Here is a 17,013-nt window from a genome sequence, read left to right on the forward strand (position 1 = left end):
GCTGGCCGCTGTATGAATCACGCCTGAAGGGAAAGCTGCACGTTATCAGCAAGCGTTACACTCAGCGCATTGAGCGACATAATCTGAATCTGAGACAACATCTGGCAAGGCTGGGACGGAAGTCACTGTCGTTCTCAAAATCGGTGGAGCTGCATGACAAGGTCATCGGGCATTATCTGAACATAAAACACTATCAGTAAGTTGGAGTCATTACCCAATTTGCAATACTCGGTCATAGCGCACACCGCTGTCTTTATCTACCAGTTGCAGAGAACCATCCTCATTGAGCGCAATTTGCCAGAAAGCATTTTCCAGTATCCCTTCAGCGTCACTTTTTGCCGCAATCACGTTGCCAGGCTGATTCGCTTCGATATAAAGCGTGCGATAGCCCATAGAAGGGACAATCTGGTTGATCTGTATATCAAACTCCATAAAGGGATCGTAATTACCGTAATGAACTATTTGCCGATCGATTAGGCCTGGATCGATCTCACGGGCATGGCGAATAAAATACGGTACAGGCTGACCGCGATCGTCTCGTAGATTAAACTGGCTGGCGCGCAGCCGCACAGTGGTGTTAATAACTTCTTCCCGCGGCCAGGGCATCAGGTTAAACAGCACGAGTTTGTCGGCATCACTCTGTGGCATGTTATCGGCAATTTTGCGCATGTAGAAACGCAGCAGATTATCCGCCATGTCTTCAGCCAGTTCGAAGCGGGCGACAATTTCGCGATGAACTTTGTCACTGCAACAACAACCGATACTGTCGTGGGCATGATTTTTTAAGATCTCTTTCCACATTTTCTCCAGCAAGCCGTGGTGGTATTCAAAACCCAACGTCCAGGCCAGCGTTGCCAGCGGTTCCAGCAGATTAACAATCTTATTTTCAATACGTGCGTGGGCAATTTTGATATCCATGCGCGTGGAACCGATGGTGCGATGTACGCGCATATATTTGCCATCGATAAATTCACCTTTCAGGGTGGCCAGACTTTCACGCTGCGCTTCGATCTTCTCAAATACCTCTTCAAAGCGGCTCATCACAAACTTACGTTGAGGGTAGATCTCACGTAGCTTATCCATCACTTCGAAGATATTTTGCTGCAATGGCATCTGGTCATGACCATTCGGCAGCAAAATCTCTTTGGTTACAGACGCTTTTTCCAGCACGTCAAAATAACTGTCGAGGCGTTTACGTAATCCGTTTTCGTCGGTAGGTAAGTACTTACCTATGGCGTAGCCCAGCGGCAGCACCTGCGCCGTCACTTCGCTACCGTCACTGCTTTGCCACAAAAACTCGGTTTTATCAGTACCGTGGCGCTCCGAACATCCGCGCCAGAACATGGTGCGGGTAATGCCAAATCCATTGTAGATATGCGGCAGTTGCCCGGACATGCCAAAGGAATCTGGTAAATAACCTATTTTCATCGGCTCGCCAAACGCGAGGCAGTCACGCATTCCGTACATCAGATTACGGACGATGGATTCCGCAGAAACAATCGTGGTATCGGTCTGGGTATACCAGGGGCCGATAATCAACTTGCCGGCTTCTACCTGTTTCTTCACACGGTCTTTGTTTTCCGGTTTCACCGCGAAATAATCTTCGAGGATCGCCGTTTGCCCGTCGAGTACGTAATATTTGTATTCGTTGTCCTGTTCCAGTCGGCACAGGATCTCTTCCATATTATTGACCAGCAGAATACGTGACTCTTCGGTGGTGAAATACCACTCTCGATCCCAGTGCATATGCGGGGTGATGTGAACGCGAGATACCGCTTTCATCGTCGTTTCCTTTTTGTTTATGGCATTACGCCATCAGTCAGATAGTTGCCATGCTTAACCGCGTGACGCCGCCAGATCAGGAGAATTGCAGTCGAGATTGCAGCCCCCACCAATGCCGCACCAAACCAGCCAATTGCCGCCATAACACCGCCCGCGCCATTATCATGAAGTAAAAAGAGCGAGAAAATGCCGGCACCGGGTGTCGAAAGGCCGATATTCATCGCACCGACAATAGCGCCCGTTACCATAGAGCCCAGCACAAACGAACCAATAACCCGCAGCGGATCTTCAATCGCCATCGGGATCGCCCCTTCGGTAATACCTGCCAGCCCTAACAGCCAGGTGGATTTCCCGGTCTCAATTTCAAACTCTTTAAACAGGCGCGGTGCGAGCATCGTGGAAGCGGTTACGGTAAATGCCGAAACCATTTTGACGGAGGCGAAAATGGCATACGGGCCGTAAACGCCGTTCACCATTGCGCCCAGGCAGAATGCATAAGCGGCTTTGTTCACTGGCCCTCCAAGATCAAAGGAACACATAAAACCGAAAATGGCACCCAGCAACAGCGCGTTACTTCCTGACAGACCGTTCAGCCAGGCGGTAAGCGAGTTATTGATCCATGCGACAGGTTCTCCCACCACAAACAGCATCAGACTGCCCGCTCCCAACGTACCGAGCACCGGGTAGAGATAAAAAGTCAGGAATCCATTGAATTTACTGCTAAGACGCAAGTGATTTTTCACCCAGCGCATCAAGTAACCGGCTATCAATCCGCCAACGACCGCGCCGAGAAACCCGGAGCCGATCATGTTGGCGGCAAGTCCAGCCGCAAAGCCTGGCGCTAACGCCGGTTTATCTGCCAGAGAATAGGCGGTATAGGCCGCGAGCACCGGTACCATCAAAATTCCGAGCAGCCCGCCGCCCAGCTTGCGGTACATCCACAGCCAGGAGTTTTCTTCATTAAACAGATCTTGTAGCCCGAAGATTTGCGACAGTAATACCGCGACCGCCAGCACCGTGCCCCCCGCGACAATCAACGGTACGGCAAAAGAGATTCCGCTCAACAGTGCCTGTTTCAGCTCCGTTTTGACACTTTTCACCGGTTGCGTATCTTGCTGTACGGTACGCGTCTCATCGCTACGCTTGAGGGTAAGCGCTTGTTGGATCAACGCTTCTGCATGGCGAATCGGCTCGGCAACAGGCACTGAAAGCGCGGGAATGCCATTAAAACGCTCACTCTCCTTGATGGCGACTTCAGCCGCAAAAATACAGGCGGTTGCACTATTGAGTTGATCCGCCGTTAAACGCCCTTCAATGCCGTTAGCGCCTTGTTTTTCAACGTAAACATTTACGCCGAGTTTGCGTCCGGCTTTTTCCAGATATTCCGCAGCCATATAGGTGTGAGCAATACCCGCCGGACAGGCCGGTACGCAGACGATAGTTGGCGCGTTGGAAAAAGAGGCAGAAGGTTGCGTGCCTCCCTTGTCATCCAGCGCCGAGAGCAACTCATCAGGCGTCGTCGCCGACTGTATACGCGCCCGAATCTCATCATCCGCAAGGCGCGTGGTCAGCGCTGTCAGCAGTTGCATATGCATAGTACCCGCTTCATTGGGGGGAATCGCCAGCAGCACCACTAAATCAACTGCTTCCGGGCCATCAACGCCTTCCCACTGAAGCGGCTCGCTGAGTGTGGCGACCGCAAACGCCGCTTCTTTTACCGCAGCAGTTTTGCCATGCGGCACAGCCAACCCTTCACCTAAGGCGGTCGGGCCAAGGCTTTCACGGCGATACACTTCTTCCAGAAATTGCTCAGTACTGGAAATTTTCCCCAGAGCAGCAAGACGTTGAGTCAACGCGTGGATGGCCTCTTCACGGCTGGTAAAGCGCGCATTCAGACGCAACGCATCGCGGTGGGTCAGAGTCGTCAGATTCATCATGATCCTCACTTGATCGTTTTTATAGTCGCGCCAGTGTGCCCGATAAAACAATACCATTATATGATCAATTTCACTTGATTGAAATTATTTGTATTGTATTTGCATTATTTACAGGATGAATTTATCGGGCATAATGGCTAAATTCGTATTAATGAGATACTAAAAATGGGACACAAGCCCTTATACCGGCAGATTGCCGATCGCATTCGTGAACAAATTGCGCGTGGCGAGCTTAAACCTGGCGATGCGTTACCCACTGAATCAGCGCTACAAACAGAGTTTGGCGTCAGCCGGGTTACGGTGCGTCAGGCTTTGCGCCAGCTAGTCGAGCAGCAGATCCTCGAAAGCATTCAGGGCAGCGGGACTTACGTCAAAGAAGAGCGGGTCAATTACGATATTTTTCAGTTAACCAGTTTTGATGAAAAACTGTCGGACCGTCACGTCGATACACACAGTGAAGTCCTGATATTTGAAGTGATTCCGGCTGACGATTTTCTTCAGCAACAGCTACAAATCACCGCGCAGGATCGTGTGTGGCATGTGAAGCGCGTGCGCTATCGCAAGCAAAAGCCAATGGCGCTGGAAGAAACCTGGATGCCGCTTGCGTTGTTCCCGGATCTCACCTGGCAGGTCATGGAAAATTCGAAATATCACTTTATTGAAGAAGTGAAGAAGATGGTTATCGATCGTAGCGAACAGGAAATCATTCCTCTGATGCCAACCGAAGAGATGAGCCGTCTGCTTAATATCAGCCAGACAAAGCCGATTCTTGAAAAAGTATCGCGTGGATATTTAGTTGATGGTCGGGTGTTTGAATATAGCCGCAACGCTTTTAATACCGATGACTATAAATTTACCCTGATAGCGCAGCGAAAATCATCGCGATAAGCACAAAAAAGGCCATCATACGATGGCCAACCATGTCGAAACCGACAGCCCTTCGCCATTCCTGTAGAGGGAAGCGGCGAGGGCTATTTCTTATTACAGATATTTATTTCAGAACAGTTTTCAGTGCTTCACCGATATCCGCCAGGCTGCGAACGGTTTTCACGCCTGCGGCTTCCAGAGCAGCGAATTTCTCATCCGCAGTCCCTTTCCCACCGGCAATGATCGCACCCGCGTGGCCCATACGTTTGCCTTTCGGCGCAGTCACACCAGCGATGTAACCTACAACTGGCTTGGTAACGTGCTCTTTGATGTACGCTGCCGCTTCTTCTTCAGCGCTACCGCCGATCTCACCGATCATCACGATCGCTTCGGTCTGCGGATCTTTTTCGAACATTTCGAGGATGTCGATAAAGTTAGAGCCTGGGATCGGGTCACCGCCGATACCAACACAGGTCGACTGACCGAAACCGTAATCCGTGGTCTGTTTAACCGCTTCATAGGTCAGTGTACCGGAACGGGAAACGATACCCACTTTACCCGGTTTGTGAATGTGACCCGGCTGGATACCGATTTTGCATTCACCCGGAGTGATAACGCCCGGGCAGTTCGGGCCGATCATACGAACGCCGGCTTCGTCCAGTTTCACTTTCACAGTCAGCATATCCAGCGTCGGGATGCCTTCAGTGATGGTGATAATCAGTTTGATGCCTGCATCAATAGCTTCCAGAATGGAGTCTTTGCAGAACGGTGCTGGTACGTAGATAACAGAAGCGGTAGCGCCAGTAGCAGCAACAGCTTCACGCACGGTGTTGAACACCGGCAGGCCGAGGTGGGTAGTACCGCCTTTACCTGGGGTTACGCCGCCAACCATTTTAGTGCCGTATGCAATGGCCTGTTCTGAGTGGAAAGTCCCCTGGCTACCAGTAAAGCCCTGGCAGATAACCTTGGTGTTTTTATCAATTAAAATGGACATTATTTCCCCTCCACTGCGGCAACAACCTGCTGAGCTGCATCCGTCAGACCTTTTGCTGCAATAATATTCAGGCCGCTGTCAGCCAGTTTCTTCGCGCCGAGTTCGGCGTTGTTACCTTCCAGACGTACCACGACCGGTACGTTAACACCCACTTCTGCTACCGCGCCGATGATACCGTCAGCGATCAGGTCGCAACGAACGATACCGCCGAAGATGTTAACCAGAACGACTTTCACTTTGTCGTCAGAGAGGATGATTTTGAACGCTTCGGTTACACGTTCTTTGGTTGCACCGCCGCCAACGTCAAGGAAGTTAGCCGGTTCGCCGCCGTGCAGTTTAACGATGTCCATCGTACCCATCGCCAGACCTGCGCCGTTAACCATACAACCGATGTTACCGTCCAGCGCAACGTAGTTCAGTTCCCACTGTGCAGCCTGTGCTTCACGCGGATCTTCCTGCGACTGGTCACGCATTTCGCGCAGATCAAGCTGGCGGAACAGTGCGTTGCCATCAGCGCCCAGTTTGCCGTCGAGGCAAATCAGATCACCCTGTTTGGTGATGACCAGCGGGTTGATTTCGATCAACGCCAGGTCGCGCTCCAGGAAAATGGTCGCCAGACCCATGAAGATTTTGGTGAACTGCTGAACCAGTTTACCTTCCAGACCCAGTTTGAACGCCAGCTCGCGTCCCTGATACGGCATCGGGCCTGTCAGCGGATCAAGCGCAACTTTATGGATCAGCTGCGGAGTTTCTTCCGCCACTTTTTCGATTTCCACGCCGCCTTCAGTGGAGGCCATAAAGACCACACGACGGGAACTACGGTCTACAACGGCACCGAGATACAGCTCTTTAGCGATATCGGTCGCTGCTTCAACCAGAATCTGGTTAACCGGTTGGCCATTGGCATCTGTTTGATACGTTACCAGACGCTTGCCGAGCCAATTTTCTGCAAAAGCACGGATGTCTTCTTTGCTGTTTACAACTTTCACACCGCCCGCTTTACCGCGGCCACCAGCGTGAACCTGACATTTCACTACCCACGGACCGGCACCGATTTTTGAAGCGGCTTCTTCTGCTTCGCGCGGAGTAGTACAGGCATAACCCACCGGTGCTGGTAAGCCATAGCGGGCAAAAAGTTGTTTTGCCTGATATTCATGTAAGTTCATGTGTTCTGTCCATCCTTCAGTAATCGTTATCTTTTAAACCGTAGACCGAATATTTCGTATCGCCTCCGGGCATTGTCGGTCACCTGTAGGCCTGATAAGACGCGTAAGTGTCGCATCAGGCATCGCTTGTCGGATGCGGCGCAAGCGCCTTATCCGACCTACATTGGTGCTTCCCGTAGGCCTGATAAGACGCGTTAAGCGTCGCATCAGGCTTCAATTGCCGGAGAAGGCGATAATGCCTTATCCTGTCTACAGTGCAGGTGAAACTTAAACTACTACACGTCCAGCAGCAGACGCGTCGGATCTTCCAGCAACTCTTTGATCGTTATCAGGAAGCCTACGGATTCGCGACCATCGATCAGACGGTGATCGTAGGACAGCGCCAGGTACATCATCGGCAGGATCTCAACCTGACCATTCACCGCCATCGGACGATCTTTGATAGCGTGCATACCCAGAATTGCGCTCTGCGGCGGGTTGATGATCGGCGTAGACATCAGGGAACCGAACACACCACCGTTGGTGATGGTGAAGTTACCACCGGTCAGATCTTCAACGGTCAGCTTGCCATCACGGCCTTTGACTGCCAGCTCTTTGATTTTCTTCTCGATGTCTGCCATGCCGAGGGTATCGACATCACGCAGAACCGGCGTCACCAGGCCGCGCGGCGTAGAAACCGCCATGCTGACGTCGAAATAGTTGTGGTAAACCACGTCATCGCCGTCGATAGAAGCATTCACTTCCGGGTAACGTTTCAGGGCTTCAACCACCGCTTTCACGTAGAAGGACATAAAGCCCAGACGGATGCCGTGGCGTTTTTCAAACGCTTCACCGTACTGCTTACGCAGATCCATAATCGGCTTCATGTTGACTTCGTTGAACGTGGTCAGCATGGCGGTGGAGTTTTTCGCTTCCAGCAGACGCTCTGCCACACGCTTACGCAGGCGAGTCATCGGGACACGTTTTTCACTACGTGCAGCCAGAGCCGGTTGCGCCGCCGGAGCAGCCGCTGCCGGTGCAGACTCTTTCGCCGGGGATTTCGCCAGATGTTTTTCCACATCTTCACGGGTCAGACGACCACCCACGCCGGTGCCTTTAATAGCGCTGGCGTCGAGGTTATGTTCAGCCAGCAAGCGACGGATCGCCGGGCTTAACGCATCGTTGTTTTGCTCTTCCAGAGACGCCTGCTGGCGTTGCGCCGGAGTGGACGCTTTCTCTTCAGATTTGGCGCTGGTTTCTTTACCGGCGCTGTTGCCTTCACGCAGGCGACCAAGGATCTGACGAGACGTTACGGTTGTACCTTCATCTTCCAGAACCGCATCCAGAATGCCGTCTGCTGATGCCGGTACTTCCAGTACCACTTTGTCAGTTTCGATTTCTACCAGCACTTCATCACGTACGACTGCGTCGCCGGGTTTTTTATGCCAGGTTGCGACGGTGGCATCGGCTACGGATTCAGGCAGGTCAGGGACCAGAATATCTACGCTACTCATTGTGTATCCTTTATTTATTCGACGTTCAGCGCGTCATTAACCAGATCTTGTTGCTGTTTCTGGTGAACGGACATATACCCTACCGCCGGAGAGGCGGAGGCCGGGCGGCCTGCATAACGCAGAGAAGCCCCAAACGGAATCACTTCACGGAAATGATGCTGGCTGCAGTACCATGCGCCCTGGTTGAGCGGCTCTTCCTGGCACCAGACAAAATCCTTGACGTGAGCAAACTGCTGCAACACTTCCTGCATCGCTTTATGCGGGAACGGGTAGAGTTGCTCGATACGCACAATGGCGACATCGTGTTGATTGTTCTTACGACGCTGTTCCAGCAGGTCGTAATAAACCTTACCAGAACACATCACTACGCGCTTCACGCCCTTCGGATCAAGCTCGTCGATTTCACCGATGGCTGGCAGGAAGGTGCCGTTCGCCAGTTCTTCGAGGCTGGAAACCGCCAGCGGATGACGCAGCAGGGATTTCGGCGACATCACGACCAGCGGACGACGCATCCCGCGCAGCGCCTGACGACGCAGCATGTGGTAAACCTGTGCCGGGGTAGACGGTACGCACACCTGCATGTTTTGCTCAGCACAAAGTTGCAGATAACGTTCCAGACGCGCGGAGGAGTGCTCCGGCCCCTGCCCTTCATAACCGTGCGGCAGCAACATCACCAGACCACACATCCGGCCCCATTTCTGTTCGCCAGAGGAGATGAACTGGTCGATAACCACCTGAGCACCGTTAGCGAAGTCACCGAACTGCGCTTCCCAGATGGTCAGAGTGCGTGGTTCTGCGGTGGCATAACCGTATTCAAACGCCAGCACTGCTTCTTCAGACAGTACGGAGTCCCAGACGCGGAACGCGCCCTGCCCGTTATGGATGTGTTGCAGCGGCGTGTAAGTGGAACCGTTAGACTGGTTGTGGATCACCGCGTGGCGGTGGAAGAAGGTACCGCGACCGGAGTCTTCACCCGACAGGCGAACCGGAATGCCTTCGTCAACCAGCGTGGCGTAAGCGAGGTTTTCCGCACCGCCCCAGTCGAACAGTTTCTCACCGGCAGCCATCGCCTGGCGATCGCTATAAATCTTGGCAACGCGAGACTGCATTTCAACTGCTTCCGGCACCGTGCTGATGCGTTTCGCCAGCTCCTGCAGGCGCTTCATCTCAACTTTGTTCGGGTACTCTTCGTCCCATTCGTGGTTGAGGTACGGCGACCAGGTGAAAGAGTGCATGTTCATCGGACGCCACTCTGCCACTACGCAATCGCCAGCATCCAGCGCATCGCGGTACAGGTTAACCATCTCGGTGGCATCTTCCAGCGTCGCCACTTTTTCCTGCTCCAGCTTGTCAGCGTAGATTTTGCGCGGTGTCGGATGTTTTTTGATTTTCTGATACATCAGCGGCTGGGTTGCGCTCGGCTCGTCGGCTTCGTTGTGGCCGTGACGGCGGTAGCACACCAGGTCGATGAAGACATCACGTTTAAAGGTGTTACGGAAATCGAGCGCCAGACGGGTCACAAAGGCAACGGCTTCCGGATCGTCCGCGTTAACGTGGAAAATCGGGGCCTGAACCATCTTACCGATATCAGTACAGTACGGCGTAGAACGGGCATCCAGCGGATTAGAGGTGGTGAAACCAACCTGGTTGTTGATAACGATACGTACCGTACCGCCAACTTCATAACCACGCGCTTTCGACATGTTCAGGGTTTCCTGAACCACGCCCTGCCCGGTCACTGCGGCGTCACCGTGGATGGTGATTGGCAGCACTTTGTTGCTGCTCGGCTCATCAAGTCTGTCCAGACGGGCACGAACAGAACCGATAACTACCGGGCTTACAATCTCAAGGTGAGACGGGTTAAACGCCAGCGCCAGGTGCACCAGGCCGCCATCGGTCTGGAAGTCAGACGAGAAGCCCATGTGGTATTTCACGTCACCCGTGCCGAGGTGTTCTTTATGTTTACCGGCGAACTCGTCGAACAAGTCTTGCGGTTTTTTACCCAGCACGTTCACCAGCACGTTCAGACGACCACGGTGCGCCATCCCGAGAACCACTTCGCGGGTGCCGCTGTTGCCAGCGTGGCGGATCATCTCTTTAAGCATCGGGATTAACGCGTCACCGCCTTCCAGCGAGAAGCGTTTTGCGCCAGGGAATTTTGCGCCGAGGTAACGTTCAAGGCCTTCAGCGGCGGTCAGTTCGCTTAAGAAGCGTTTTTTCTCTTCGCTATTGAAAGTCGCGCGACCAGACTCGATACGCTGTTGGATCCAGCGTTTTTCTTCGGTGCTGGTGATGTGCATATACTCGGCACCAATCGGGCCGCAGTAGGTTTGCTTGAGGGCTTCCAGCAGCTCGCCGAGTTTCATGGTTTCTTTGCCGCTGGCAAATGAACCGACGTTGAAGGTTTCCTGGAAGTCTGCTTCGGTCAGATCGTGGAAAGACGGATCCAGATCGGCCACTTTATCTTGCTGCCACAGTCCCAGCGGATCGAGATTCGCATGCTGGTGACCACGGAAGCGGTATGCGTTAATGAGCTGCAGGACTTTAACCTGCTTCACATTGGTGTCAGGGTCGGAGATCGTTGAAGAGTAACGTGAAGCGTCTTTCGCCAGGCGGCGGAAATATTCACGCGTTTGAGAGTGGAATTGATCCGGTTTGACTCCCGTACCAGGTAACTGCTGGAACGTCGAACGCCAGTTAGCGTCAACCGAGTCAGGATCGGTTAAGAAGTCTTCATAGAGCTGTTCTATCCAGCTCTGGTTTGCGCCAGAGAGGTAAGAAGAGTCCAACCAGGCTTTCAAAGCGCTGTTCTGCATCGTGATCCCTTAAGCATCTTTTTTATGCTTACTTCGCCGTGGATACTACCACGCACAGTGATGTGCGTGCCGGGGTTCACTTGCGAGCTCTTGTCTACGTAGTGGCTCGCGAAGGAACCTTTAAAAACTGTCTTAGTGTCAGGGGCAGTTTTTAAAGATTTCCTGCATTTCTTTGTTACGCCTGATGCGCTGCGCTTATCAGGCCTACGGGTAATGACTTGTAGGCCGGATAAGGCGTTCACGCCGCATCCGGCACTGGTTGCCTGATGCGACGCTTGCGCGTCTTATCAGGCCTACGGTTTACGCATTACGTTGCAACAACATCGACTTGATATGGCCGATGGCGCGCGTCGGGTTCAGCCCCTTCGGACATACACTGACGCAGTTCATGATGCTGTGACAGCGGAATACGCTGAATGCATCGCTCAAACCGTCGAGGCGGCTGTCAGTCTCGGTATCACGGCTATCGATCAGGAAACGATATGCCGCTAACAAGCCTGCCGGGCCGATAAACTTATCGGGATTCCACCAGAAAGACGGACAAGAGGTTGAACAACATGCGCAGAGAATACATTCATACAGCCCGTCGAGTTTTTCGCGCTGCTCTGGCATCTGTAAATGCTCGCGAGCTGGCGGATTTTGTCCATTATTCAACAGGTAAGGCTTAATTTTCTCATATTGCGCATAGAATTGTCCCATGTCTACCACCAAATCGCGGATCACCGGTAAACCTGGCAGCGGGCGAATCACAATCTTCTTGCCCGGCTGGTTGAGTGCCGAAATCGGGGTAATACAGGCCAGACCATTCTTGCCGTTCATGTTCAGACCGTCGGAACCGCACACACCTTCACGACAGGAGCGGCGGAACGACAGGCTGGGATCTTTCTCTTTCAGCTGGATAAGCGCATCCAGCAGCATCATGTCGCGACCTTCTTCCGCTTCCAGGGTGTAATCCTGCATACGCGGAGCATCATCAACATCCGGGTTATAGCGATAAATTGAAAACTCGAGTCTCATTTTCCTGTCTCCGCATTAGTAAGTACGAATCTTCGGCGGGAATGCCGGGCGCAGTTTCGGTTCCATGTTGACGCTTCGGCGCGTCATGGATTCCGACTCTGGCAGATACAGGGAGTGGCACAGCCAGTTTTCATCATCACGATCCGGGAAGTCGAAGCGGCTATGCGCGCCACGGCTTTCGGTACGGAAGTTGGCAGAAACAGCCGTTGCATACGCCGTTTCCATCAGGTTATCCAGTTCCAGGCACTCAACGCGCTGGGTGTTGAACTCGCTGGAAGTGTCATCCAGACGGGCATTTTTCAGACGCTCGCGGATAACTTTCAACTGCTCAAGCCCTTTCGCCATCGCATCACCTTCACGGAAGACCGAGAAGTTATGCTGCATACATTCTTGCAGCGCTTTACGAATCGCCACCGGATCTTCACCGTTACGATTATTGTTCCAGCGGTTCAGACGATCCAGAGATGCTTCAACATCAGACTCGCTGGCATCGCGCAATGCGCCCTGCTCGGCGATAGACTCTTGCAGATGCAGACCTGCCGCACGACCAAAGACCACCAGGTCCAGCAGCGAGTTGCCGCCCAGACGGTTAGCGCCGTGTACCGATACACAAGCGATTTCACCAACGGCAAACAGTCCCGGAACAACCACATCTTCGCCTTTCTCATTCACAGTCAGCGCCTGACCGGTCACTTTGGTCGGAATACCGCCCATCATGTAATGACAGGTTGGGATAACCGGGATCGGCTCTTTCACCGGATCGACGTGAGCGAAGGTACGGGAGAGTTCCAGGATGCCCGGCAGACGGGATTCGAGAACTTCTTTACCCAGGTGGTCGAGTTTCAGTTTCGCGTGTGGCCCCCACGGACCATCACAGCCGCGACCTTCACGGATTTCGATCATGATGGAACGCGCCACCACATCACGGCCCGCCAGGTCTTTGGCGTTCGGCGCATAACGCTCCATAAAGCGTTCGCCATGTTTGTTCAGCAGATAACCGCCTTCACCACGGCAACCTTCGGTGACCAGTACGCCCGCACCGGCAATACCGGTCGGGTGGAACTGCCACATTTCCATATCCTGCACCGGTACGCCTGCGCGGATAGCCATGCCGACGCCGTCGCCAGTGTTAATGTGGGCGTTAGTGGTGGACTGATAAATACGCCCTGCCCCGCCAGTCGCCAGCACGGTAGCGCGGGCTTTGAAATAAACCACTTCACCAGTTTCGATGCACAGTGCAGTACAACCCACCACCGCGCCATCCTGGTTCTTCACCAGATCCAGCGCATACCACTCGGAGAAAATGGTGGTGTGGTTTTTCAGGTTCTGCTGATAAAGCGTGTGCAACAGTGCGTGACCGGTACGGTCAGCCGCCGCCGCAGTGCGTGCCGCCTGCTCGCCGCCGAAGTTTTTCGACTGACCGCCAAACGGACGTTGATAGATACGACCATCATCAAGACGCGAGAACGGCAGGCCCATGTGTTCGAGTTCCAGAATCGCTTCCGGCCCGGTTTTACACATATATTCAATCGCGTCCTGGTCACCGATATAGTCCGACCCTTTTACGGTGTCGTACATATGCCATTCCCAGTTATCTTCATGGGTATTACCCAGCGCAACGGTAATGCCGCCTTGCGCAGAAACGGTATGGGAACGGGTCGGGAAGACTTTAGAGAGCAGCGCACAGGTCTGGCCGCTCTGGGAAATTTGCAGCGCCGCGCGCATACCTGCGCCACCGGCACCAATCACAACTGCATCAAATTCTCTGACTGGCAATTTCATCACACACCCCACACCACAACGAATCCATAAATCACGTAAACCACCAGTGCAACGACAATCACCAGTTGCAGCATCAGGCGCAATGCCAGCGGTTTAACGTAGTCGGTCAACACCTGCCACATGCCGATCCAGGCATGAATCAAGATAGAAAACAGCGCCAGCAGGGTGAACACTTTGGTGAACGCAGAGGCGAAGAAACCGATCCAGACTTCATATGTCAGTTCGCCACTGGTGGCGAAAAAACCGACCATATAAATGATGTAGAGCGTCAGGACGATAGCGGTAGCGCGAACGAGGATGAAATCATGTACGCCATTGCGTCCTAATGCGGAGGCGTTGCTTACCATACGAGGACTCCTGCGAGAAGTGAAAGCACGACAGTAATAACAAAGGAGATTTTGGCGGAGCGTTTACCCGCTTCGAATGTTTCTTCCAGATAGCCAAAATCCATCATCATGTGGCGAATACCTACGACGACGTGATACGCCAGAGCGGTAAGGATGCCCCACATGATAAATTTGACGAAGAAGCTGCCCATAATCGCGGAAGCTTGCTCGAAACCTTCAGGGGAAGAGAGGCTGGTACCCAGAAGCCACAGCAGGATGCCCACTGCAACAAAGGTGATCACACCGGAAACGCGATGGAGAATGGACGCTATCGCCGTGATGGGGAACCGGATGGTCTGTAGGTCCAGATTAACAGGTCTTTGTTTTTTCACATTTCTTATCATGAATAACGCCCACATGCTGTTCTTATTATTCCCTGGGGACTACGGGCACAGAGGTTAACTTTCTGTTACCTGGAGACGTCGGGATTTCCTTCCTCCGGTCTGCTTGCGGGTCAGACAGCGTCCTTTCTATAACTGCGCGTCATGCAAAACACTGCTTCCAGATGCGAAAACGACACGTTACAACGCTGGGTGGCTCGGGATTGCAGGGTGTTCCGGAGACCTGGCGGCAGTATAGGCTGTTCACAAAATCATTACAATTAACCTACATATAGTTTGTCGGGTTTTATCCTGAACAGTGATCCAGGTCACGACAACAACATTTATTTAATTTTTAATCATCTAATTTGACAATCACTCAACAAAGTTGTTACAAACATTACCAGGAAAAGCATATAATGCGTAAAAGTTATGAAGTCGGTATTTCACCTAAGATTAACTTATGTAACAGTGTGGAAGTATTGACCAATTCATTCGGGACAGTTATTAGTGGTAGACAAGTTTAATAATTCGGATTGCTAAGTACTTGATTCGCCATTTATTCGTCATCAATGGATCCTTTACCTGCAAGCGCCCAGAGCTCTGTACCCAGGTTTTCCCCTCTTTCACAGAGCGGCGAGCCAAATAACAAACGGGTAAAGCCAGGTTGATGTGCGAAGGCAAATTTAAGTTCCGGCAGTCTTACGCAATAAGGCGCTAAGGAGACCTTAAATGGCTGATACAAAAGCAAAACTCACCCTCAACGGGGACACAGCTGTTGAACTGGATGTGCTGAAAGGCACGCTGGGTCAAGATGTTATTGATATCCGTACTCTCGGTTCAAAAGGTGTGTTCACCTTTGACCCAGGCTTCACTTCAACCGCATCCTGCGAATCTAAAATTACTTTTATTGATGGTGATGAAGGTATTTTGCTGCACCGCGGTTTCCCGATCGATCAGCTGGCGACCGATTCTAACTACCTGGAAGTTTGTTACATCCTGCTGAATGGTGAAAAACCGACTCAGGAACAGTATGACGAATTTAAAACTACGGTGACCCGTCATACCATGATCCACGAGCAGATTACCCGTCTGTTCCACGCTTTCCGTCGCGACTCACATCCAATGGCAGTCATGTGTGGTATTACCGGCGCGCTGGCGGCGTTCTATCACGACTCGCTGGATGTTAACAATCCTCGTCATCGTGAAATTGCCGCGTTCCGCCTGCTGTCGAAAATGCCGACCATGGCCGCGATGTGTTACAAGTATTCCATTGGTCAGCCATTTGTTTATCCGCGCAACGATCTCTCCTATGCCGGTAACTTCCTGAATATGATGTTCTCCACGCCGTGCGAACCGTATGAAGTTAATCCGATTCTGGAACGTGCTATGGACCGTATTCTGATCCTGCACGCTGACCATGAACAGAACGCCTCTACCTCCACCGTGCGTACCGCTGGCTCTTCGGGTGCGAACCCGTTTGCCTGTATCGCAGCAGGTATTGCTTCACTGTGGGGACCTGCGCACGGTGGTGCTAACGAAGCGGCGCTGAAAATGCTGGAAGAAATTAGCTCCGTTAAACACATTCCGGAATTTGTTCGTCGTGCGAAAGATAAAAATGATTCTTTCCGCCTGATGGGCTTCGGTCACCGCGTGTACAAAAATTACGACCCGCGCGCCACCGTAATGCGTGAAACCTGCCATGAAGTTCTGAAAGAGCTGGGCACCAAAGATGACCTGCTGGAAGTGGCTATGGAGCTGGAAAACATCGCGCTGAACGACCCGTACTTTATCGAGAAGAAACTGTACCCGAACGTCGATTTCTACTCTGGTATCATCCTGAAAGCGATGGGTATTCCGTCTTCCATGTTCACCGTCATTTTCGCAATGGCACGTACCGTTGGCTGGATCGCCCACTGGAGCGAAATGCACAGTGACGGTATGAAGATTGCCCGTCCGCGTCAGCTGTATACAGGATATGAAAAACGCGACTTTAAAAGCGATATCAAGCGTTAATGGTTGATTGCTAAGTTGTAAATATTTTAACCCGCCGTTCAAATGGCGGGTTAATTTTTATATGCCTAAACACAAAAAATTGTAAAAATAAAATCCACTATCGGACATTCATATATTCTAAAAAAGGTAATGCTGCCAACTTACTGATTTAGTGTATGATGGTGATTTTAAGGTGCTTGCGTGGCTTCCATTTCCATCAGATGTCCTTCCTGCTCCGCTACTGAAGGCGTGGTGCGTAACGGCAAAAGCACTGCCGGACATCAGCGCTATCTCTGCTCTCATTGCCGTAAAACATGGCAACTACAGTTCACTTACACCGCCTCTCAGCCCGGTACGCACCAGAAAATCATTGATATGGCCATGAATGGCGTCGGATGTCGCGCCAGTGCACGCATTATGGGCGTTGGCCTCAACACGGTTTTACGTCACTTAAAAAA

Annotated in this window: 14 protein-coding genes and 1 pseudogene; 5 read left to right on the top strand and 10 right to left on the bottom strand. The window is 52.2% G+C overall.

The annotated features are described in order from the left end of the window. A partial coding sequence (locus tag BHE85_RS24840) for an IS1 family transposase (protein WP_000327172.1) occupies nucleotides 1–200 on the top strand: 200 nt, incomplete at its 5' end. A gap of 16 nt (nucleotides 201–216) precedes the next feature. Here the strand turns inward: BHE85_RS24840 and BHE85_RS24845 are convergent. Then, a pseudogene (locus BHE85_RS24845) lies at nucleotides 217–1,782 on the bottom strand (glycoside hydrolase family 38 N-terminal domain-containing protein); the annotation flags it as partial. Between the two features lie 17 nt (nucleotides 1,783–1,799). Next, the gene (mngA, locus tag BHE85_RS24850; protein WP_004981567.1) at nucleotides 1,800–3,716 is read right to left on the bottom strand and encodes a PTS 2-O-a-mannosyl-D-glycerate transporter subunit IIABC; all 1,917 of its coding nucleotides are present in this window, start codon (nucleotides 3,714–3,716) and stop codon (nucleotides 1,800–1,802) included. Nucleotides 3,717–3,884: 168 nt separating this feature from the next. Here mngA and mngR point away from each other — a divergent pair, with 168 nt between their 5' ends. After that, on the top strand, nucleotides 3,885–4,607 hold the full coding sequence (mngR, locus tag BHE85_RS24855) for a mannosyl-D-glycerate transport/metabolism system transcriptional repressor MngR (protein WP_000509899.1): 723 nt from the start codon (nucleotides 3,885–3,887) through the stop codon (nucleotides 4,605–4,607). A gap of 103 nt (nucleotides 4,608–4,710) precedes the next feature. Here mngR and sucD read toward each other — a convergent pair whose 3' ends face one another. From sucD to sdhC, 8 genes are all read right to left on the bottom strand, one after another. Further along, nucleotides 4,711–5,580, bottom strand: a complete 870-nt coding sequence (gene sucD, locus BHE85_RS24860) for a succinate--CoA ligase subunit alpha (RefSeq protein ID WP_000025458.1) — start codon at nucleotides 5,578–5,580, stop codon at nucleotides 4,711–4,713. Then, nucleotides 5,580–6,746: an ADP-forming succinate--CoA ligase subunit beta gene (gene sucC, locus BHE85_RS24865; RefSeq protein WP_001048611.1), complete on the bottom strand. Its 1,167-nt coding sequence runs from the start codon at nucleotides 6,744–6,746 to the stop codon at nucleotides 5,580–5,582. The genes sucD and sucC overlap by 1 nt, the downstream gene beginning before the upstream one ends. A 275-nt stretch (nucleotides 6,747–7,021) precedes the next feature. Then, nucleotides 7,022–8,239 carry a 2-oxoglutarate dehydrogenase complex dihydrolipoyllysine-residue succinyltransferase gene (gene odhB / locus BHE85_RS24870; RefSeq protein WP_000099840.1) on the bottom strand — a complete coding sequence of 406 codons (1,218 nt, stop codon included), beginning with the start codon at nucleotides 8,237–8,239 and terminating at the stop codon, nucleotides 7,022–7,024. Nucleotides 8,240–8,253: 14 nt separating this feature from the next. Further along, the gene (gene sucA, locus BHE85_RS24875; RefSeq protein ID WP_001181477.1) at nucleotides 8,254–11,055 is read right to left on the bottom strand and encodes a 2-oxoglutarate dehydrogenase E1 component; all 2,802 of its coding nucleotides are present in this window, start codon (nucleotides 11,053–11,055) and stop codon (nucleotides 8,254–8,256) included. A 300-nt stretch (nucleotides 11,056–11,355) separates the two neighbouring features. Then, on the bottom strand, nucleotides 11,356–12,072 hold the full coding sequence (sdhB, locus tag BHE85_RS24880; RefSeq protein ID WP_001235263.1) for a succinate dehydrogenase iron-sulfur subunit SdhB: 717 nt from the start codon (nucleotides 12,070–12,072) through the stop codon (nucleotides 11,356–11,358). 15 nt (nucleotides 12,073–12,087) lie between these two features. After that, nucleotides 12,088–13,854 carry a succinate dehydrogenase flavoprotein subunit gene (gene sdhA / locus BHE85_RS24885; protein ID WP_000775540.1) on the bottom strand — a complete coding sequence of 589 codons (1,767 nt, stop codon included), beginning with the start codon at nucleotides 13,852–13,854 and terminating at the stop codon, nucleotides 12,088–12,090. Beyond that, nucleotides 13,854–14,201 carry a succinate dehydrogenase membrane anchor subunit gene (sdhD, locus tag BHE85_RS24890; protein ID WP_000254365.1) on the bottom strand — a complete coding sequence of 116 codons (348 nt, stop codon included), beginning with the start codon at nucleotides 14,199–14,201 and terminating at the stop codon, nucleotides 13,854–13,856. Before sdhD ends, sdhA begins: the two co-directional genes overlap by 1 nt. Further along, a complete protein-coding gene (gene sdhC, locus BHE85_RS24895; protein ID WP_000263347.1) occupies nucleotides 14,195–14,599 on the bottom strand; it encodes a succinate dehydrogenase cytochrome b556 subunit in 405 nt (134 codons plus the stop codon). Before sdhC ends, sdhD begins: the two co-directional genes overlap by 7 nt. 380 nt (nucleotides 14,600–14,979) lie before the next feature. Between sdhC and BHE85_RS24900 the strand changes: the two genes are divergently transcribed. From BHE85_RS24900 to BHE85_RS24910, 3 genes are all read left to right on the top strand, one after another. After that, nucleotides 14,980–15,087 carry a hypothetical protein gene (locus tag BHE85_RS24900; RefSeq protein ID WP_001305582.1) on the top strand — a complete coding sequence of 36 codons (108 nt, stop codon included), beginning with the start codon at nucleotides 14,980–14,982 and terminating at the stop codon, nucleotides 15,085–15,087. Nucleotides 15,088–15,292: 205 nt separating this feature from the next. Next, complete coding sequence (gltA, locus tag BHE85_RS24905) at nucleotides 15,293–16,576, top strand: citrate synthase (RefSeq protein WP_000785834.1); 1,284 nt, start codon at nucleotides 15,293–15,295, stop codon at nucleotides 16,574–16,576. Between the two features lie 180 nt (nucleotides 16,577–16,756). Further along, the coding region (locus tag BHE85_RS24910; protein WP_024259250.1) for an IS1-like element transposase at nucleotides 16,757–17,013 on the top strand (257 nt) is incomplete at its 3' end.

This window comes from Shigella sp. FC1567 (genome assembly GCF_001743015.1).
In the GTDB taxonomy this organism is placed as follows: Bacteria; Pseudomonadota; Gammaproteobacteria; order Enterobacterales; family Enterobacteriaceae; genus Escherichia; species Escherichia coli.